The sequence below is a fragment of the Parabacteroides sp. PH5-46 genome (genome assembly GCF_029892785.1).
Taxonomy (GTDB): domain Bacteria; phylum Bacteroidota; class Bacteroidia; order Bacteroidales; family Tannerellaceae; genus DFXE01.
The window spans coordinates 20423-42382 of sequence record NZ_JARXXA010000001.1 but is presented as its reverse complement, the minus strand read 5'-3'; the positions used below and the strand labels follow the sequence as shown (position 1 = coordinate 42382).

Genomic DNA, 21960 nt, shown 5'->3' with positions numbered 1-21960 from the left:
AATATATTAAGTTCAACACAAAATTATTCTTCGGCAAATAAGGTAACAAAACTAATCGCCGGCATCTCGAAGGAGATACTTCCCTGACTACTCTGCACATCCGTTATTTCTGCCATCTTAAGCTGACTGTTCGTAGCATACACCTTTACTTTAGAGGCGGAAGGCAAACCTTTTATTGTCACCCGGCGAGAGGCTCCGTTATTCACCACATGAACGGCATACTTGCCTTGTGCAAGATTACCGAAGGCAGCACAATTCAAGCCTTCCTTATTGCAGTTAAACGGAAGGGCAAAAGACTGCTCAGGCGTATTGGCCAACTGCTTCAGGTTCCAGAAACGCTGCGTAGGACGCATGGGTCCATCCGAGCCAAAGATACCATCTCCCCAAAGGACAGAATAGTCTGAAGTGAGCTGCCATTGAAGAATAGAAAGCGGTTGACTGATCGCGCAGATACGGATATACAGATTGATCTCGTACAAGGCAAAGGTACTCTCTTTGAATATCTGCGGATACCTCCAGGCGGCGGCATCGGTGCTTCCTTCGCCTACGATGAGCGGCACATTCAGTTCGCGGGCTGCATTTCCCCATTTCTTCAGTGTTTCGTCGTCGCAACCTCTCCAGGAGTGGAAGGATACGGCGCCGATGTATTTATGAGTTTCCTTGTCTCGCATGGCAGGCAGGATAAAGTCGAATGTCGTAGCGTCTGAATTATCGCCCAGCAGCATCTTGGTAGCCAAGCCTTTGGAGGCCATATAAGCACCCAAGCCTTTGATGAAGTCCGCATGCTCCTGTGGGGTATGCAAGACATCGATCCCCAAGTCTGACTCATTGAACGAATACATCACGGCTTCTACGCCATAAGCCTGCTTCAGGTAGAGTAAATAGCTGGTCAGCGATTGGTATATCTTTTCTGTTTTTTGCGGATCCAAGCGGAAGGCTTGCACACCTCCGTTACTTACATACGAGGCCGGATCACCTTCAATTGCCCACTCAGGAGGGAACCAGGCGCTGACAATCACCGGCATACCGATAGCAGCCAGGCGCTGAGCCATCTTCATGGCAGCTTCTACGCGCGGGTCCATCTTGCCGCTACGAGCTTGGGCGAGGGGATCTGTGTTCTCTTCCGGATGCCAGTTGCGCCAGGGCATTTCCACACGTCCCCAGGCTACGCGCAGGTTGTTCAGGCAATAGTCCACCACTTGTGGGTCTTTTTGGCCTTGCAAGCGAAAGTTTCCTCCAAAGCCTTCAAACAAGCGTCCGGGATTCGTACGGTCTACTACTATCTCTGCTGCTTCATGGTCTATCTCGCCACTGGCTTTGATGGTATAGTTTAGCTTGGCAGACTGTCCTTTCTTTACGTTATCTCCCAGCAGATGAATGTAAATTGTTGCTACATCGCCTTCTTCTTTGGCAAAGGCAATGATGCGTTTAGAGAAGGTAAACACCAATTCATTTGTCTTTCCTTTGACAGAAAGGGTGGTTCCGGAAGCGGGCTGTAAGTCGGTAGTCTTAGCAGGCCAGATCTGCTCTTGCCCCACTTTGATGGTACCTTCGCCGTACGTTTTGAGCGGTAACTCAAAACATAAATAGGCAGCTACGGATTTACGGGTTGTATCAGAGGCAACAAGCAGGGATACATCAGCCACGCCCTTATCCTTATCTTCCACTATTTGTTCAAAGCGGATCTGCTCTACAACTGTCTTAACGGTCTGTTTCTGTCCGTTGCGGGTATATTCGGGGCGATACTGCCGTTCCTTTCCTGTTTCCGACAAGACATTCAAATCTTTATCTACCACTCGGAACTTCGACTCAAACTCCATCAATTGCCCGTCTACGCGGATACCGCTCATATTGCCCCAGGCCATTACTTCGGTTTGATCCGGAACAGAGAGGCTTGCTTTCAGCCTTTCATACATTTCAAAGCCCATCCGGCTGTTGTGATAGGGGCATCTCCACATACTAACCTTTGGTTGTCTTTTATCCGGCTGGCCTTCTTTGTTCAGTCCATAATACCATTCGCCATATTCATGGTCTATCAAGTTCTCCTTTATCCATTTCCAGGTTGTTTTTGCGGCATTGGCATACTTGGGATTATTAGTGATCTGCCAGGCATTTACAAAGGCTACTACCGACTCGGCCTGTGGCCACCAGTCGATCTTCTCTATCAAGCGCCCGTCTGCCTTTTCATAATACATATAGCCTGCTTTATTCCAGCCTTCTTTTAGCTGCACATCCGCCAGGCGAACTGCCATATCCTTGGTTTTCTCTATCAGGGCTTTGTCCTTCAATACCTCTACGGCTTCATACAGTAGCCACGACAGTTCGATATCATGCCCGTACGAGTCGATATCTTCCAGATTCTGCCAATCCATAGTAAGGAAGAGTCGTTGGTGATATCTTTTCCCATCTATTATCTTGTCATAAAATACATTGACTAATTCCGCCAGTTGCTCCTGCAAATGTGCATCCGGCCAAACGCGATACAGGCTGGTAAAGGCTTCCAATACATGTAGGTGGGTATTCATTGTCTTGGCGGCAACTCCTTTTCCGTCGTAGCCAAAGCGTTCCGGCAAACTCCAGTTTCTGGTAAACGATTCGATATATCCTTTGTTCACAGGATCGTATGCCTTTTGGAACAAGGTACGATACAAGGCTATAGCCTGTTCAAGGCTCTTGGTATCAGCCGTAGCCCGGTAATGTTCCGACAAACCGTAGATGGCATACGCTATTCCATAGGTTTGCTTCTCTGTGTTGCCCGGACTTCCATCCGCCTTCACACTCCAATAAGCTCCGCCATAGTCAGGATCGATAAAGTAATCAAAGAGATATTTCCTGGCACGGTCTGCCAGCAGTTTATGATTTTCGTTTTCAAACAAACGATAGGCTGCAGAAAATGTCCACAGAATACGGGCATTCAATACCAAACCTTTCTCCGCATCAGCTACCGGAGTGCCATCGTGCAGGATAGTTCCATAGAAGCCTCCTGAAGGGTCGGGCGCATACTTCTCCCAAAAAGGAAGGATGTTATACTGCAAATCATCTACTATTTCTTCACGCATCTGAGAGAGTTCAGCCTTATCCTCTGTTGCCGGAGAAGAAACGGGCAATAAGGAAAACAGAGCAAGCAATACTTGTACTAACATGGTTTCTACTTAATAAATAAACATTAGGGTTTCTATTTCTTTTTACCTCGTAAAAATAAGAAAATATTATGAAGGAACGGACGTTCCTCTAATCATTTCACCTAAAAAGATTGCCCAAACCCAACATCCGATAATCTTTTTGTCCTAAATGATTACAGGAACAGCCGTTCCGATAATCTTTTTACCCCAAATGATTACAGGAACGGCCGTTTCGGTAATCTTTTTTATATAAATGATTATAGGATACATCTTTTTACACTTTTTATTATGTCATTTGATAAAAAATAGTTAATTTGCAGACATTATTTATTATTATCGACACTATGAAAAAAGTAATCGCCCATCAAGGATTGTTTAAAGCATTAACAAATGCAGAACATTTTGATACGCATGATGCAATCATTAACTATGGAATGGATAAGCACATGCTTATTCCGGGACTTACTGCTGTATGGAATACGTATACGGCTAATTTTCTTGTTGAGAGCAAGAAATTTTGTCAAACTAAATCGCGACTGCCTACAAAAGAGCTGGCTCAATTAAATGTCTTGCGTAATGACAGCTTACGTAGTATTAATCGTACGGTAGAATATTATACTTTCAGCAAGAATAAGGCTAAAAAAGCAGCTGCTATACAATTAAAAGACTGTCTCTTACTATATAAAGGCACCGGCAGCAAATCCTATACGAAAAATTCGACTTTGATTACAGATCTTGTTATCAACCTGAAGGAAGAACCCAATAGGACGGCTGCAGGGTTACTTGAACTGGAGGAAGAAATAGATTTGCTGGAAACGCATAACAATGCCTTCAAAGCCCTTTATCGTACACGCGCACAGAAGAAAATGGAGGGACAGCGGCTGAAATTATACGATGTAAGGCGTACAGTGGATTTCTCGTTCAGCGCAGTGGCCGATGCATTGCTTGTTATCCGTCAAAGCATGCTGCTGATAACGCCCGGATCAGAGCACATTCCACTGATAACCAGTCTGATTGACACCTTCAATTCGTATATCATCACGGCGTCTGAAAACCTGTCGCGACGCACCTCTCGATATACCTTATCACTTGACGACGCTCAAGACGTAGCCCTTCCCTACGAGGGAAGTGATGCTGATAGAGGGATCGTTACGGAGGGCTTTGCGGAGGTAAGTGATTTGAACGTTCAGGGCCAGGGAGTTGGCGTAGGACTCGTTTCTCCAGATGCTGCCGAGCAGGAGATCGCGGCTGACGGCGACATTCAGATTGGTAGCCAGTATGCGGAGGATTTCGGCCTGGCGCGAGGTGATCAGTGTTTTACTGTTGCCGGTGCGCAACTCGTTGGTACTGTAGTTGAAGACGGTATTGCCGATACGGAAGACTTCTTCCTGTACACTTCCCGCAGCATTCATATCAAAACGCTCTTTGATACGGGCTAATAGCTCTTCGGGATAAAAGGGCTTGGCGATATAGTCATTCCCCTTGAGGCTGAAGCCTTTCAGTCGGTCGCTTTTGTCGGAGCGGTCGGACAGGAAGAAGATCAGCGTATGTTTGTCTTTCTCGCGTATTTTCTCGGCTACTTCAAAGCCGTTTAAGCCGGGCATATTAATGTCTAATAGTACCAGGTCGGGCTTCACAACAGGAAACTGCTCTACGGCCATTGTTCCGTTTCCGGTATAGGTTACGTCGTAGCCTTCCTTTTCCAGAAAGCGCTTTATTACAAGGGAGTACTTCAGGTCGTCGTCGGCAAATAATATTTTCAGGGCTTGTTTCATTGTGGCAGATATAAGGTTACAGATGTTCCTTTTCCCAAATGGCTCGACAGCGATACGTTGCCGTGATGCGCTTCGGTAATCAGTTTTACATAACTCAGTCCCAATCCGATACCGGGAACATCATTTCCCGGCAGGTTGGTTCCCCGGTAGAATTTGGCAAATACCTTCTCTTGTTCGGCATAGGGGATGCCGATGCCATTGTCTGAAACCGTCAGCCACAATTCGCGTCCCTTCTGCCGGGCATTGATTTCGATATCTACTTCGGCTCCCGAGTATTTTACGGCATTCTCTATCAGGTTGCTCAGTATATTGGCGATATGCACCGGGTCGGCCTCTATCCAGGGGGATTCCATTTCGTAGCGGGCTGATATCTTTACGTTCTTGCCACTTGGTGTATGCGTCAGGCGGATCACCTTTTCAGTCAGTTCTTCCAAGTTAAACTTCAAGAGGCGAAGGGGTGTTGATTCGTTGTCGGCACGTACCATGTCTTTCAGTTTATTCAGATAAGCCGAGAGGTTATCTAGTTCGAACATAGAATCTTGCAATACCTGCTCCGTAGCTGTTTCGTCGGCACGCATCTCTTTGTCTCCCAGGAAAGAAACAAAGGTCTTCAAAGTCTGCACAGGACGCCTGAGTTCGTGAATCATGGTATTGACGAAGCTCTCCCGCAATTCGCTGAGTTTCTTTTGCTTCAGAATGGTTTTTATCTGTAAAACCAGGCAAGCAATCAGCAGCAGTATCAATCCCAGAGCCAGCAGCAACTGGATAGTCATCCGCTTGAATACCGGCTGAGACGGAATACCAACCTCTATGAGTATCCCCTTTTTCTCAAACGGGCTATAGACATAAGATACAGCTATAGCGGGATGCAGCAGACTGCCCGACTTTTCCCATTGGGAAGTATACGGCACGGTATCTTGCTTGATAGTATAGCGGATGTCCGGCAGATCCGATGTAAGGATCGAATCGAGCAGGGCTTCATCAAAAGGATTGTTAAAATTCGTCACCGCCCGGTTGATACCCGCATGCATACTATCGGTAGATATTTGCATAGGGAAAGATAAATTCAGCCTGACAGAGTCTTTCGGCAGGGCAGTATGCCGTAATGAATCGTTGTCTATCATCTTCAAAGCCTTTTGGGCGAGGTCGATGCTTTTCTGAGCCATCGGCTTCGATTCGTTTCGATCATGGGTAAAAGAAAACGCCAGGTGTTGCTTAGCCATGCCTTCTTCCCCTGTATTGGAGTATTCGCTGTTTTGCTGAATGATATAGGTGTAAAACAGCTTGATATTGTTTTTGCGAATCGTATATTCCTTTTCGCCTGCCTGAAGGATCTTCTCGGCCAACTCCTGCGAGTAGGTGTCTGTTACATACTGGTATTGATTATACAGCCAATAGCCTTGCACCCCTATCAGCAGCAAGGCCGATGCCAGAGAAAGTATCCATATAATCCGTATGCGTCGTTCCATTTCTTTTGTTTTTGTCTTCTGCAAAGATAAAGCAGACGGTTTGAGATAACAATGTACACAGAGGCTTTTTATCTACGGAGTAATATTTCAGTAATAAAAACAAAGGCGGGGAAACACTTCGGGGAGATACATTTGCATCATGAGTCATCAAAATTTAATAACAAAAAGTAGAGCAATATGAAAAGAAAAATCAAAATGGCAGTTTGGCTGATAGCAACGCTACAGCTAATGGGCTTACAAGCTCAGATGGTGATCAACATACGAAATACCAATGACGTAGAAAAGCTGAAACCGATAGACGAGGTACAGTTTGCCGTAGAATACCAAACCTCCTTTATCTCCGACACCCTGAAACCGGATAAACCTATGGAAGAACTGATGATGCTGAAGGTGGGTAAGAAGAGCTCTGTGTATTACAGCTATGCCAAATTTCTGGGCGATTCGGTCTTTCGCGATCAAATAAACAAAGGCGTAGGGATGGATGTGATTAATGAAAGCCTACAACAATATCGAAGCATGATTAGTTACAAAATCTACAAAAACTATCCGGCGGGGAAGACCACTATGCTGGAACAACTTGCCATGAACCGCTATCGCTGCGAAGAGAAAACGGATATCCCCCAATGGGAGCTGCTTAGCGACACGCTGACAGTGCTCTCCTACCCTTGCCGTAAAGCGATCTGCCAATTTCGCGGACGTACCTGGGAGGCTTGGTATACTTCTGACATTCCACGAAGCGAAGGCCCTTGGAAACTACAGGGATTGCCGGGCATTATACTGAAAGCTCAGGATAGCAAAGGGCACTATACATTCGAGGCCATTGCCCTGGCGCAATATAATGGTGAAGAGCAGGTAGAATATGGAGACGAGGGCTTCGAGCCTATCTCACGCAAAGACCTCAACAAGATGTATGAACGGAATGCCGCCGACCCGGTAGGTTTTGTCAAGTCCTCAGCTCCCAATGTTACAGTCGTAGTAAAGGGAGAAGACGGGCAAAGTATAAAAAATCCTAAAAACATGCCTTTTAATCCAATAGAACTGGAATAACATGAAACATTCAGCCTGCCTCCTACGTCTAATTATATACATAGCACTTTTATATACTAATTTGCATCACACCAAAGCCCAGCACTTTCTTCAGGGAGTTGTAACAGAAGCCGGCACAGGACAGGCCATTGAAATGGCAACTGTTCAACTCCTGAAGAAAAGTGACGCGTCGATTGTAAGTTATACGTTCACAAATGCTAAAGGTGCCTTCTCCATGCCGCTAAGGCAAGTATCCGACTCCCTGCAGATCAGCGTTTCCCTTTTAGGTTACAAAACCTGGAAACAGCTCGTAGGAGACAAGCGACAATGGCAGATCCGGCTGGAAGAGCAGGCTTTCGCCCTGAAAGAGGTAGAGATTCGTCCCGGACGGGTATGGGGACAGCGCGACACGATCAACTATGATATATCACAATTCCTTACGTCTAAAGACCAGAGCATCAAGGATGTCATCCGGAAACTACCGGGATTAGACGTAGATGACCTTGGGAGAATATCCTACAACGGAAAAGACATATCAAACTTCTATGTAGAAGGCATGGATCTGACCGGCGGACGCTACAATCAGATTACAAACAACCTGGATGCCAAAGCTGTGGAAAGTGTTCAGCTACTCGAAAACCATCAGCCCATCCGTATCCTTCAGGACAAGGTGAAGACCGAGAATATCGCCCTCAACCTGAAACTGAAACCGGAGTTCCGCGACAAATGGTTGCTGACGTTGCGGGGAGGCCTCGGCAGTGACAAGTCTTCCCTTCTCTGGGAGGGATCGGCCCATGCCATGCAACTCAGCCGCAAAAGCCAAAGCGCCTATATATATAAAGGTGACAATACGGGGAAAGATGTAACGGATGAGCAGTTTCGCTTCTTCGACTACAGCTTCGGAAGGCTTCAGGAGCCGGATGCTCCCTCCTACCTGAGCCAGCCCTCTATCATGGCTCCACTGAAGAAGGAGAGGCTCTTGTTCAACGATGTGCATACCCTGTCGGCCAACCGCCTGTACCGAATAGGCGAAACCGCCCAGCTACGCATCAATGCCGGTTATACACACGACATTCGCAAACAGGAACGAGGCAGCGAAACCACTTACTATCAGCAGCATGACAGCATACACATTGCAGAAGAAAGTGACACACGCATCCGCTCGGATCAGGCAGAGCTTAGCCTCAACCTCGAGAATAATGCCACGGATTATTACCTGAGCAATCGCTTCAAAGCCATTGGAAACTGGGACAATAGCACCTCCCTTTTCTCCGGCAAGCAGTCCGTCCGCCAGCAAATAAAGACAGAGAACTGGGGGCTGCGCAACGACTTCAAGAACCTCTGGAATCCGGGAGAGTACACCCTCGAAGTCCGCTCACTGCTCCGCTATAATCACAGCCCCTCCCGCTTGTATGTGAATGACAACAAGGAAGCTATGCACCTCAATCAACTATATACGGATAACTCCCTGTCACTGATCAGGAAACAAGGGAGTGTCAATCATCAGTATACCGCTGGATTCACCGGACAGGCCAACAATATAAAGAACGGCTTCAGCCTCTACGGAATCCCCTCCTGGCAATGGAAGCGCAGCAAGTGGTATGCCAACCTGAGTATTCCATTAATATGGACAAACTTCCCGCAAGGTGAGCTGTCTCGTATGGCTGTAAATCCGTCTGTTTCATTCAACTATAAGCTCAACTATGCCTGGCGCTTCTCTGTCTCCGGCAGCTATCGCGAGCAATATGGCGACATCCTGAATTACCAGGCAACTCCCTACCAGACAGACTATCGGCATATCGTGTGGAATAGCGGCAAGCTCCCTACCCTACACATCCAGCAGTATTCTGTTTACGGAGAGTATAAAAGCACGGTCAAAGAGTTCTTTGCCTCCTTGTCTATAAGCCACAGCCGGAATGGGTCAGACCATATGTATGAACAGCTTATCGAAGATGGGAAAGTGACAATAGCCTCCCGTGAGTCAGACACCGACGGCTACGGATGGTCGCTCCGGGGAACGATCTCGAAAGGCTATTATGATTGGGGATTGAAGGCCTCTTTGGCCTACCTTTTTAGCCTCAACCGGGCAGAGCAGCTCAGCGAGGGAGTCCGCCTTCCCTTCAAAGCCAGCTATATGCAGTATGAGCCGAAGCTCAGCTGGTCGCCCTCCAAACATGTAGAGGCATCCTACCAGTCTACCATCCGCTACGGAGGCTCTACCATTGGCAAAGACACCCGGCTAAGCCCCCTCTGGAATGTGGTACAGAAAGCAGAAGTCTCTTACGAACTCTTCCCACTGGAAGTAAACCTCTCGGCAGAGCATTACTATAACGATGTAGGCAGCAGCAAGTCGGTAAACGCCTTCTTCGCTGACTCCGGTATACGCCTGAAACATGGCAACTGGCAGTTTGAAGCCCTCGCCTCCAACCTCTTCGACAAACAACAATACCGCTACACCGAGTACAACTCGCTGCAAAGCTACACCTCCTGGATCAACATTCGTGGACGCGAATTTCTCCTGGCGGCAAGGTATAAATTCTGATGGAAACCTATAGCTTCTTGTAGATTAGCTTTGAGAAGTAAACAGTTTCAAGTATATCAGGATTATGCGAGCAAACGAAAAGGCCGATATAGCAAGTCTCCGGAAGCTCCAGTTCTATTTCACCTGTAACTTCGTCCGTATAGGCACCGGTAGCCGTCTTCATGACGATCCGCTTTCCGATCCGTTCGAGGGTGATATGGTCCGGAGCTTTCCCTTCCCATTGCACCTCCTTGGTTTCCTGTCCGGCCAGGTCACGGTATTGAAGTGACGTAAGCCCATCCCCATGTACGCAGACGTCGGCATAACGAGACTTCCCCGTCAGAGATTCACGGATAATAATCCCCAACTTGCGATGCGCATCCACTCCATCCCCCACAAAACCAACCTTAGCCGAGAGGGAAAAGTCCCCCTTCTCCTTCCGCCACACCATAAAGAACTCGTCACTATTCCCCCACATATTCGTACCACCACCCGTCAGCAAATACGTCTGCGTAGTAGGATTATAATGCACCGACCCCTTTAGTTTAACAGCTCCAACATCACCTGAACCCTCAAACAAATCACCAACCGTCGCAGCCGTCAGCAACACCATACAAACGATCCCAAGCAAACCACAAAAAAACTTCACCTTTTTCATTTTCATACAAGTATTACATTCAAAAACAAATATATAGATTTGCTTCAATATAGCTCTATTTACTAATCAACTTTTTGTAAACAACAGTCTTTAGCAACTCGTCTTTGCGGGCGGAGGCGAGGGGTAGTTCTTTGCCTGCGATGATAATTCTGCCGCCGGAGATGGTGTCTATGTGGGATAGGTTTACGAGGAAGGAGCGGTGGATTCTGAAGAACATATTTTTGGGGAGCATTTCTTCTAAAGAGATCATTGTTTGGTGGATAACGATTACTTCTCCTTTCAGATAGAGTTTCAGATAATTTTGCATGCCTTCTACGTACAGGATATCTTCTCTTGAGATTTTCCTGAAGGCATCGGCTTGGCGAACGTATAAGTCTGAGGTAGCGGATTTTTCGTCTTGTTTTATTGAAATAGTTGATTTGAACACTTCTTGCGCCTTTGTTACTGCCTGAAAAAATCGCTGAAAGGAGAAGGGTTTTAATAGATAGTCGACAACATTTAAACGGTAGCCTTCCAGTGCATACTCCGAGTAAGCTGTTGTTATGATAGTCAGAGGGGCTTTTTCCAGCGATTCCAAAAAGTCAAGACCGGAAAGGTGTGGCATATTGATATCCAGAAACATCAGGTCTATCTCTTTCTTTTTGAGTATGCTTGCTGCTTGCAGAGCGGAAGTACAGGTATCGGCTACTTCCAGGAAGTCTATTCTCTGAATATAGTTTACAATGCCTTTTATGGCTACTGATTCATCGTCTACTATCAGGCAGCGCAAGAGGGATTCTTCTGTTTGTTTGGATACGATATTTGTCATTTTCTATAGCTTTAAAATCAATGTTGAATGGTATATTTTCTCGGTTTCTTTTACCGAAAAATCATATCTATCGGGGTATAAAATATCCAATCTTTTGATTGTATTAGTTAGTCCCAGTCCTGAGTTTTCATTCTTCTTATCTGTTATTATAGATTTTGAATTTTGTACTTCCAGAAAAATAATATCCCCTTCTTGCCGGAAATCAACGCTGATAAATCCTTTTTCAAAATCATCACGTGGGGCATGTTTAAAAGCATTTTCTATGAAAGTAATTAAGAGCAATGGAGCTATTTTTTTCTTCTTGTCTTCTACTTTCCATGAGCAATTTACATCCAGATTGTCTTCCCAACGTATCTTTTCAATGTCTATAAAATCGGTCAGAAAACTGATTTCCTGATCCAACGTAATCAATTCCATTTTGCTGCTGTATAACTGATAGCGCAAGATGTCCGAATATTTGATTAACAAAGAGGATGCCAAGTCTACATCATGCTGCATAAGTACATTAATATGATTAAGTACATTGAACATAAAATGCGGGGTTATCTGGCCCTGAAGGGTTTCAAGTTTGGATTCGATAAGTTCGTTCTGAAGTTTGAGGTTTATCTCGTAAAAACGCAGTCCGCAAAAGCCAAAATTCACCAGTAAAGTAACCAAAAAAGCATTCAGGTATTCACGCCCGAACGAATTCTCGTTTATCACTAATTCGGACGAGGGAAAGAAACCAGCTTTCTCCAACAGTAAAAAGCCATACAATATAAACGGAATAAAGAAAGCCGACAAAGCTGTAATCAGCACAAACTGCCCGATAAACAACTGCATTTTCCTCCGCTTAATCGCTTTTGTCAGCAAACTCCGGCTCAGATAAGTAGTAAACGGATAGGCACAGATCAGAACAGATATCGCAAGTAAACATCCTTCCAATACAGAGGAAGAAGACGTGTATATCAGACAAAGAATCAGCCCGAAAAACACCCAGATCAGATGAATAAACTGATTATAGTTTTTGAGATAATCTATTTTCATTCGGCAAAGCTAATGTATTCCTTACAGATATGCTACTCGTTCGTCATAAGCAAACAAGGGCTTAGTCAAAAAGTTTTCTCTGCTTATGAGCTTCTTCCGACATTTGCTCCATCAATAAAAACAAATGAATATGAAAAAAGTAACACTACGTATTATGTTGGGAATATCAATATTCTCCATCGGCACTACATCAGCCCAGACAAAGGTTTCAAACCAGGAAAAAGAGGCAGCCGTACATCTCAGTTTTATTCCCCCTTTGAGCACAAATGGTATCCATGCGGGGCAATATACAAACCATTTCTCTTTAAATCTGCTAGCAGGTATCTCCAAAAATGAAACAGCATTTACCTTAGGAGGGCTGGGCAATATTGTCCTGAACAATGCAAACGGGTTTCAACTGGCCGGACTTGCCAACTATGTAGGAAATAACTTTACAGGATTACAAGTAGCTGGATTAGTGAATATTGCCAAAAATGTATCGGGCGTTCAGCTAGCCGGACTATTGAATATTGCCAACCAAAGCGACTATCCTATCGGGCTGATTAACATCATAAAAGAAGGAGAAATGGGCATTTCGGCCACTTACAACGAAATCGGAACCACAGCCATCACCTTCCGCTCAGGAGGAAGGGTTACATACGGGATTCTCGGATTAGGATATAACCACAAAGCCAAAGAAAAAGAAGCATTTACAGCCCTCGGAGGTCTCGGCGCACATGTACATATTGCCTCATGGCTAAGGATCAACAATGAACTGACAATAGAGTCCGTAAACTGCTTCTCGGATGATGAAACAACCTTTAAAGCCGCTTATGCCCTCCTACCCGCCTGCAAGATAGGACAATACCTGGAACTTTTTGCCGGCCCAAACATCAACTACATGCAAAGCGACAACCCTGACAATCACAAACTATTCCCAAGCCATTCGCTCTGGAAAAAAGAACAAACCTCTAAGCTACAACAACTCTACATAGGCTATCAAGTAGGTATTCAATATATCTTTTAACCAGAACGCAGGCTTAATCCTTACTTCAGCAGCAGCTCCAGCATGTTTTTAATCCTGATTGCAACCCGTGGCATCAGCAATATCGTTGATAACCTTTACAACTTCGGCGATCTTCATACCGTCGAGGTCGGTGCCTACGGCTGCAATAAATTCAACAGTATCAAGAACGTAGAGGCCCAGATGAATCAACACTTCCCATAATCAGTTAATCTCCCATAATAACGGCTGTAAATCCACATCATTTTTTGTCATCCTCCGTAATTCCACATAAAGCTTTACACAGTGTTTGAACTGCAACAACTTTAGAAAGAATACTTTCGGATACTACTGAATCTACTTCAAGAAATCCGTTTCTTCGCAGTTTAATTATTAAAAATAACAAACATGAATACAAGAAGTTTACAAGAGAGTGTGAGTGAAATGAATGTTAGTGAGGTCATTAAAGGTTTTCTCTTCCATTGTCAATTCGAGAAAAATCTAAGCTCAAAGACTTTACGGGCATATACAACAGATTTGAAACAATTTGCTGCATATATAAAAGGGACGGAAGATGAAAAAAGATTCAAGAGTATGACTAAAGATACACTAAAAAGCTATCTTCAGAAAATTTCACACCTAAAACCCAAAACAATAAAAAGGAAAGTAGCCTCATTAAAAGCGATGTTAAACTACTTAGAGTATGAAGACGATGACTATATCAATCCTTTCAGGAAGATTAAAGTTCGCTTAAAAGAGCCTAGTCTTATACCATCCGTTATGACACTACATGAAGTAAAAAAAATATTAAGCATCATGTATAAAGAACTTGAAAATAATAGTAATGTAGATCGATATACCTATAAAGCTCTGGTTCGTAACATTGCGATTGTTGAAATTTTATTTTCAACAGGAATGAGAGTTTCAGAGGTTTGTAATTTGCAGTTGCAAGATATAAATCTAAAAAATGGGATTATTAAGGTTTTCGGTAAAGGGAGCAAAGAGCGCATGATCCAAATATGCCAGTCTGAAACTATCTCTATAATAAAAAACTATTACCAGCTGCATAGAACTCAGATAAAGGATGGAACTTTCTTTTTTGTAAATCGTCTAGGACTTCCATTATCAACACAGTCAGTCAGACTGATGGTGAAATCCTATGTTAACAGAGCTGGACTAACTAAGCATATTACACCGCACACCTTTCGACATACTTTCGCCACCTTACTTTTGGAAGAAGATGTTGATATAAAATATATTCAAAATATGTTAGGTCATAGTTCTATTGCAATAACACAGATTTACACTCATGTTAATATGAATAAACAAAAGAAGATTTTAACGACAAAACATCCTCGAAGAAAACTCCAGCTGGCAGGGAACGGTTGATAACTATTTATTATAGATGAAAAATCAATGGGATATTAGTGTTATTATAATCAGTTCAAACAATCCATATATAACCTTGTGTATTGATACTGTTTATGATCAAATGAGTGAAACGGATGAACTTATAATTGTTGATGACCACTCATCAAGCGATATTATTCAGAAGTTAGAGAAGTATCAAAGAAGAAACAATATTGAACTTATACATGCTGACAAAAAGGGTAACAGATCTTATAATAGGAATATCGGCGGGTACAAGGCTAACAAACAGATTCTACTCTTCATAGATGGAGATATGATACTTGATAGATATGCTCTGGAAGAATTGAGAAGGGCACACATGAATCGTAGTGAGATAGCATTTATAGGATCAACACATGCATCAAGATTTTCGGAATATCCATTAGCATTGTATTCTGGTATTACTGCTTATGTAAATGAAATCGAAGATTATGAAGGTCGAAAACAAATATTTGAGAATCCACTGTTTCAGGACAAACGAAGTTCTTTTTTTAAAGAGGATAAAAATCGTAATTTCTTTTGGTTGCATTATTTTACAGCATTCTGTTCTGTCGAAAAGAAGTGTTTTGAGACTGTGAAAGGATTTGATGAAAACTTTGAGAAGTGGGGAGCTGAAGATGTCGATTTTGGCTATAGGATATCACAACAAGGAGCGATCGGATTCCTTCCTTATTTCAGAGGGCTTCATATTCCACATAAACGAGATCTTATCTCCTGCGAATTTGACAATTATTCCAATATCTGCATGATGCTGGAAAAGTATAAGGTTTGGGAATTTGAGGTACTTGCCCAATATAAAGCCTCACCTAATCTTTTTGAAAATGTTTTTATGATGATCGGCAGAATGAGATTGATATCATTGAATCCGATTGACATTGAACCTTGTAAAAACAGCATATATATAAATACCATATCAGCCGAATATCCAAAGGGTAACATAAGTTACTATCTGGATGAAACAGAGGAAGAAACCGTCTACTTTATCGGGTTAAAATTAGGTTTTAAAAGTCAAACGTTCACTAATGCTTTTATATCCGATAATATTTTTGTTTATCCTCAGGTAATAGCTTGTGGGGTTCTTCAGGAAGCACTAAGGATCAGCCAAAATGTATATATATGCCGATCGGGAAATAAGATAAGAATAGATTGGGGAAATGAATTTAATATAAGTCTTTTCAGACCACAGTTTCGCCTTCATTATAATTCGATGGATATTATGGACTTTATATTCGTTGAAGAAGAAACTAAGCTAAAGGTATTGTCCAAAACTTTAGGTATTACACAAATGGTGAACTCTATTCCTCAATTACCCGACATGGAAGCATTGGCAGCTTTCACTGAAGAAAATAAGATCTTTGGTCATTCTTATTGTTTCATTGATCTTGTAAATGATTCAGGAGCCCAATCTGTAATATCTTTACTTGAAAGGGAAGTGGGTATCTTTATAGTTGGCCATTATAGGGTCTATTTGTATAAACAGAAAAATATTCGTGAGCATTTACTGAATGAGATTAAAAATTTTAAATTGCCATTGATCTTTTTAGTCGAAGATTCGGAAACACATAAAGGCACGGCTTTTTATGAAGAATTCGAAAAAAGAAATCACGATAAAGATATTCTTATTGACCTGACAGGTAATATCTCAATGATAGCATACTAATGCTAAATATTCGGAAATCCTATTTTTTTCTCCTTATCTTTGAAAAGAGATTTTGTTACATAGTTATCAAAAAAATCTTCAAATTTTTCATTGCTAAGTGTTCTTATCTTTAGGATATTTTCTTTGATTTGTTCATTAACAAATAGTTTACTCTCAATTGATTCTGGTATTTTTTTATTGAGCTTTCTTTCAAAAATCATTAGATCGGTGATGAATCCGCTCCATTTTTTTTCAAGTACATTCCATTCTGTCTTATCAACTATGATTGATAGTGTTTTGATAAAATTATCAAATGAAAAATCCCATTTGGAGGCTTTAAACTGCGCTATTGCACGAAGATGGAAACAGTTTATATATATATTTTTATTACCGTAAATTGCACATAGATCGGTAGCTTGGTTCACTAATTTTATAACCTCGTTATATACACTATTTTCGTATGATAAATATTTGTCATATTTAATGATTAGAAACATGGCTTTAACCAAGCGAATGATTATCTCATAAAATACCATATTGGTTTTATCGATACAACTTGAAACAAATTCTATTTTTGGTTCTACAGCAGCTAAATCATTATTCAAGATGTTAACACGTATAGCTTTAAGTGCAATTGCTAATTTTAGGCTGAATCGAATAGTATGTTCACTATATTCACAATATTTTTTGTATGCCATTGACCAAGCATCTATAATTTTATCAGCGTATAAATCTGCATCATAATTATGATAATAAATATCTCCTTTAGACTTCCAGCATTTCAAAATGCCTTCTCTGTCGCCAATATTTTGAGCTAAGTTCATTGCTTTAGAATTAGTAAACTCGGCATCTTCTATTAATTGGAGGTGATAATAAACCATTGTTTGTCTGATATACATGTTTATTAAAATCTCTTCACAACCAACATGGTCAAGCATTTCATTTTCAAGCAGATCTGTCAACTGCTTATTTTTCTTTAAACTCTCATCAAATTCCTGAAGGTTCAGCAAGTGACAAATATATTCTTCCAGTAACTTAAAAACATTAGCCAAATGTTCTGCGAATTTTGGATAATTACAGATAAACTGGTTAAATACTTTTTCGTTATAAATCAGGCACTTTGTCATTCCATGACGCTTTACGGTCATAGATTCGATCTGCCAATATACTTTAATATAGGTTTTTGGAGATATCGATTCTATGGATAAATCCAGATAATCACTTATAATATTAAAGATCTCCAAACTATAATTAAATTCCACATCCCGTTGCATTATTTTTTCTAATGCAGCGTCGAAATCATTTTGGTTTAACTGGTTCAATGATTTCTTCACCAAGAACAAAGAGAAGAAGAATTCATACGTATAGCCATATTGATCAAATGATTTTAAGAGTTTCCTGCGGAATTCTTCTGGCTTGGATAACAATGAATGCCTTGATATAAAATATTTCTCAAAGAATTGGTGCGAAAACCGAATATGATCATCCATGCCGATATTGATAAACCCAATCCGTTCGAGCTGCCTAAGCAGATTGTTATCACCAATTAGATCATTAAATACAATCAGAGGCAACGATTTTGTAAGGGCAATTACCGATATAAGGTCCTCATATGATTTTGTGAGAGTAAGAGAATCTTTAATGCTTTCGAGGAATAACTGTTCTCGTTTGCCTATTAAATCATTGATGGAGACAGGGGTAGTATTTAAACATATTTGGAATCTGTCTATGTCGTGTATATAATAACTGGTAGTGTCTGTGTGACGTATTACGCCTTGTTGTAAAAGATATAATATGAACTCATGCAGGAAAAACGGATTTGTGCCGCAGGTGTCTACAATTTTTTCAATAGATCTTTGATAAGTAATCGTATCGACTTCCCGATGCTCATCATATACTTTTATAAGACTTTCCTGTAAATATTGGATGGCCTCTTTTCTCGTAAATCCTTCTATTTGGGTATGGTAGTAACTATGCACCTCTTTAGAGGATAAATAGAGTAGACGCTTGTATAAATTATGCGTATCGGTGTCTGAATAGAGATAATCTAAATTGAAACTTAAAATTAGAGATGATACGGAAGTTCTTTCATCCATGTATTTAAGTAATAAATCTATTATCTCAATACTCAATTCGTCATAGGCTTGCAAGTTATCCAGAATAATGCTACATGATTTCCGACACAATAGATCAGATAGATATTTTACAACATTTTCTTTCTCTTTTGCTACATTAAAACTTTTGTCATACAATATTCTGCATGCATAATATTTATTGTCTTCGATATTGGATGAAAAACACAAATTGGTTTGTTTATTATCAAATAAAGGTAAATCTTCTAGAGTTGAAATTAATTTCTCCACAAAAAGCTTAGCGGTGATATCTTTCTCGTCAGCATCTATGTAACATACTTTATTATTGATGTCCTGACTGTAAAGATTCAATTCTTTAAGTATTCTGCTTTTCCCGACTCCGCTTGTGCCTGTTATTGTTATTACAGAGAAGTTATGTGTATTCCCGATATACTGGCCACAGTTATTCAATATTTCATAATACGAATCACCGATTAATGGTGTTGTGGCAATCCAACGACATTCAAGTTTTTGGTCGATTTTGCAGATTGTTTGTCGACCATCTTCTTCTTTTATGGATACTCGGGGAAATTTTATCTTTTCAGAATAAGATTTCACTCGCATTTTTAGTCTGATAACACTGCTACTGTTTGGGGGTATATTTTTGAGTATTTTATATTCGGGAAATAAAAGGTCTCTACTTTTGATGTGAAAATAATCTTTAACATTATCAATTATTGAAACTTCTATATTTCTTTCTTTTGAATGATGGTTGTATATATATAGATTTAATTCGAAGGGTTGATTTATGCCTATTACAATTTTCTTCCGATCGGACTCTTTTTTTTCGATTCTGTATTCATATTGAATATCTGAATGATGTTGTAAGATGTCAACTTCTTTTTTAAATGTAGGGAAGTACTTATTAAAATTCTTCATTGATGAAGAATATGTAAGTATTAGCTCCTCCAATGTTAAGTCATGATAAATATCCACCTTAGTCTTTGTCCTTTCCACATAGTCGGCAATATGCTTTTCGAAAGTTCTGTTTATGGGAGAATATGAAAAGATGATAATCTGTTTCGCATCATGAATAAATGCCATTAATAATGTCATTGAAACATCATGGACTGGCAATCGGTCATTTTGATGATACTTACACTCCAACCATATTTTTGCTTTGGCTTCTTCCAACAGATTTATAGTAGCCTCAAAATCGCGACTCCCGTCCCATGATTTTTTCGTTGCGTAGAACTCGATTCCGGGATACTTTAATTCTAATAGATCATGTACTAAATCTTCGAACAGTAAGCCATCAGATTTGAATTCTGCCCAATAATCAGTAGTTAAGTGATTCATCTATAATAAATAGTTATCAGTTGTTCGTCAAAGGTAAAAAATAAATATAAAACCCAAAAGAAACAAAAACTTTTTCGCTTCTTTTGGATTTTACTCTACAGTATTTTCACACAAACATAAATAAAATTTACTATATATTTCTGATAATTGGAATTTACAAGATTGAGAGAATAAATTGCTATGAATATAAAACTTAATGCTTGAGTAGACAGAAATAGCTTTGGGGTATAGTATGGTTTAATCTTAAAACAAAAAATATTGACATCGAAACATTAAAAATGTTATCTTTGTAATATAATCAAACAGATCTAATTATGAAAGAAAATTTCAATTATAAGGATGTCCCTTGGGATTACCTTCATTGCTTAAATGCACAATGTCCACGATCTGCCGATTGCTTACGCTTTCAGGTTACTCTTCATACTGATCAGGATCGTTCGTCTTTTTCGATAGTCAACCCGGCTTATGTTGCCGCCCGCGAAGAATGTCCGTTTTTTCATCTTGACCGTTTGACTCATTTTGCGTTGGGGATGAGGCGTCTGTTCGACAAAGTGCCTCATGCGAAAGCGCTTAAAATACGGAATATCCTTTATCATCATTTTGAGCGAAGTATGTACTACCGTATCCGTAATAAAGTGCGTCTTATTACTCCGAAAGAACAAGCCTTTATCCGGCAGGTTTTCCTCAATGAAGGGATTCAGGAGGAGCCTGTCTTTGACGAATACGTAGACCAATACGATTGGTAATACTTAATATCCCTTAATTTTTGTACATTTTCTCAACTTTTTCTTGGGCGTGAGAATGTTTTCTCATGCGGATGAGAACTTTTTCTCAAGCCCATGAGAATTTATTCTCACCGGCATGAGAATCTTTTCTCATCCGTATGAAACTTTTATCTTTTTTAGATCCTATCCATTAGAATCCGCTTAGCCATTTCGCCATTCACCTTTCTATTTTCGCCAAAAGCAACGCCACGCTCATTGAAGCGGCGTTCTATTTCCGCAATCGTATCCATGCCGATGCCTTCTTCACTCAAGCGGGTGGTCATACCGAGTGAACGGAAGAACTCGTCGGTTTTGGCGATGGTTTTATCGATACGTTCGTCACGGCTTCCTTCGGTGATGCCCCATACACGTTCGCCGTATTGGATGATCTTGTCGCCTTTACTTTCGCGCAGGATATTCATTGTTCCCGGAAGAACAATCGCCAGTGTGTGTCCGTGGGATAGGCCATGTAAAGCCGTCAACTCGTGCCCTATCATGTGGGTTGCCCAGTCTTGCGGCACGCCACCCAAGGCTACAAAACCATTGAGGCCCATGGTTGCCGATAGCATAAATTCGGCCATCAGGTCATAGTTTTGTTTATCCTTTTTAATCAGAGGAGCGATTTCAACCACAGTTTGCAGGATACCTTCGGCCCAGCGGTCCATCAAACGTGATACGGCGGGAACGGTAAGGTATTGCTCCATCACGTGTACAAAGGTATCGGTAAGTCCGTTGGCAATCTGGTTATCAGGCAGCGTAAAAGTAGTCTCCGGATCGAGGATCGAAAACACAGGAAAATTGGAATAGAAAGCAAACTTTTCTTTGGTTTCCTTATTGGAGATCACCGCTCCACTGTTCATTTCAGAACCCGTTGCAGGCAGGGTAAGAACAGTTGCAAGCGGAATGGTATTCATTTCTGCACCAGCCAATACCAGGTCCCATGCATCGCCCTGGTATAATATTCCGGCAGAGATCAGTTTTGTCCCGTCAATCACCGAACCGCCGCCTACGGCAACAAGAAAGTCTATCTTCTCTTCTTTTCCCAAAACGATGGCTTTGCGAAGGGTTTCGATGGCAGGGTTGGCCTCAATACCCCAGAATTCTACGGTGTGAAAGTCTTTCAGGGCTTCCATCACCTGAGTGTAAACATTATTCTTTTTAACACTTCCACCCCCAAAGGTTACCATCACACGCTTTCCGGCAGGTATTTCCTTAGCCAATTTTGCAATCATACCCTTGCCCATTATGAGCTTCACCGGATTTTGAAAAATAAAGTTGTTCATTATTATCTCTTATTTATTATTACAACAAAAGCATCTCCATCATATA

Annotated in this window: 14 protein-coding genes and 2 pseudogenes; 7 read left to right on the top strand and 9 right to left on the bottom strand. The window is 41.4% G+C overall.

The genetic code is table 11. The annotated features are described in order from the left end of the window. Window positions 1-23: 23 nt before the first annotated feature. Window positions 24-3143 carry an AGE family epimerase/isomerase gene (locus tag M2470_RS00145; RefSeq protein ID WP_280743327.1) on the bottom strand — a complete coding sequence of 1040 codons (3120 nt, stop codon included), beginning with the start codon at window positions 3141-3143 and terminating at the stop codon, window positions 24-26. 323 nt (window positions 3144-3466) lie between these two features. Between M2470_RS00145 and M2470_RS00140 the strand changes: the two are divergent. Continuing rightward, window positions 3467-4054 (top strand): annotated as a pseudogene (locus M2470_RS00140) (DUF6261 family protein); the annotation flags it as partial. 153 nt (window positions 4055-4207) lie between these two features. Here the strand turns inward: M2470_RS00140 and M2470_RS00135 are convergent. Further along, window positions 4208-4897, bottom strand: coding sequence for a response regulator transcription factor (locus tag M2470_RS00135; protein ID WP_280743328.1), 690 nt, complete (start codon window positions 4895-4897; stop codon window positions 4208-4210). Then, window positions 4894-6366, bottom strand: coding sequence for a HAMP domain-containing sensor histidine kinase (locus M2470_RS00130; protein WP_280743329.1), 1473 nt, complete (start codon window positions 6364-6366; stop codon window positions 4894-4896). Before M2470_RS00130 ends, M2470_RS00135 begins: the two co-directional genes overlap by 4 nt. A gap of 177 nt (window positions 6367-6543) precedes the next feature. Here M2470_RS00130 and M2470_RS00125 point away from each other — a divergent pair, with 177 nt between their 5' ends. Continuing rightward, window positions 6544-7413: a GLPGLI family protein gene (locus M2470_RS00125; protein WP_280743330.1), complete on the top strand. Its 870-nt coding sequence runs from the start codon at window positions 6544-6546 to the stop codon at window positions 7411-7413. Between the two features lies 1 nt (window position 7414). Then, window positions 7415-9934, top strand: a complete 2520-nt coding sequence (locus M2470_RS00120) for a carboxypeptidase regulatory-like domain-containing protein (RefSeq protein WP_280743331.1) — start codon at window positions 7415-7417, stop codon at window positions 9932-9934. A gap of 7 nt (window positions 9935-9941) precedes the next feature. On the opposite strand, the gene M2470_RS00115 is transcribed toward M2470_RS00120, so the two are convergent. Genes M2470_RS00115 through M2470_RS00105 form a run of 3 tightly spaced genes read right to left on the bottom strand, consistent with a single transcriptional unit; the run spans window position 9942 to window position 12405 of the window. Then, entirely contained in the window at window positions 9942-10577 is a 636-nt protein-coding gene (locus tag M2470_RS00115) for a hypothetical protein (protein WP_280743332.1), read from the bottom strand. Between the two features lie 49 nt (window positions 10578-10626). Further along, window positions 10627-11379, bottom strand: a complete 753-nt coding sequence (locus M2470_RS00110) for a LytTR family DNA-binding domain-containing protein (RefSeq protein WP_280743333.1) — start codon at window positions 11377-11379, stop codon at window positions 10627-10629. Window positions 11380-11382: 3 nt separating this feature from the next. Further along, window positions 11383-12405 (bottom strand): histidine kinase, encoded by a 1023-nt coding sequence (locus tag M2470_RS00105; RefSeq protein ID WP_280743334.1) that lies wholly within the window; start codon window positions 12403-12405, stop codon window positions 11383-11385. A 130-nt stretch (window positions 12406-12535) separates the two neighbouring features. Here M2470_RS00105 and M2470_RS00100 point away from each other — a divergent pair, with 130 nt between their 5' ends. After that, window positions 12536-13411, top strand: coding sequence for a hypothetical protein (locus M2470_RS00100; protein WP_280743335.1), 876 nt, complete (start codon window positions 12536-12538; stop codon window positions 13409-13411). Between the two features lie 75 nt (window positions 13412-13486). Here M2470_RS00100 and M2470_RS00095 read toward each other — a convergent pair. Next, a pseudogene (locus M2470_RS00095) lies at window positions 13487-13603 on the bottom strand (arginase family protein); the annotation flags it as partial. Between the two features lie 192 nt (window positions 13604-13795). Between M2470_RS00095 and M2470_RS00090 the strand changes: the two are divergent. Beyond that, window positions 13796-14776, top strand: a complete 981-nt coding sequence (locus M2470_RS00090; protein ID WP_280743336.1) for a tyrosine-type recombinase/integrase — start codon at window positions 13796-13798, stop codon at window positions 14774-14776. Between the two features lie 16 nt (window positions 14777-14792). Continuing rightward, complete coding sequence (locus tag M2470_RS00085) at window positions 14793-16457, top strand: glycosyltransferase family 2 protein (protein ID WP_280743338.1); 1665 nt, start codon at window positions 14793-14795, stop codon at window positions 16455-16457. Between the two features lie 2 nt (window positions 16458-16459). On the opposite strand, the gene M2470_RS00080 is transcribed toward M2470_RS00085, so the two are convergent. Next, complete coding sequence (locus tag M2470_RS00080) at window positions 16460-19867, bottom strand: hypothetical protein (RefSeq protein ID WP_280743337.1); 3408 nt, start codon at window positions 19865-19867, stop codon at window positions 16460-16462. 314 nt (window positions 19868-20181) lie between these two features. Between M2470_RS00080 and M2470_RS00075 the strand changes: the two genes are divergently transcribed. Next, window positions 20182-20613, top strand: coding sequence for a DUF6078 family protein (locus M2470_RS00075; protein ID WP_280743339.1), 432 nt, complete (start codon window positions 20182-20184; stop codon window positions 20611-20613). 155 nt (window positions 20614-20768) lie between these two features. On the opposite strand, the gene M2470_RS00070 is transcribed toward M2470_RS00075, so the two are convergent. Further along, the gene (locus M2470_RS00070; RefSeq protein WP_280743340.1) at window positions 20769-21914 is read right to left on the bottom strand and encodes an iron-containing alcohol dehydrogenase; all 1146 of its coding nucleotides are present in this window, start codon (window positions 21912-21914) and stop codon (window positions 20769-20771) included. Window positions 21915-21960: the final 46 nt, after the last annotated feature.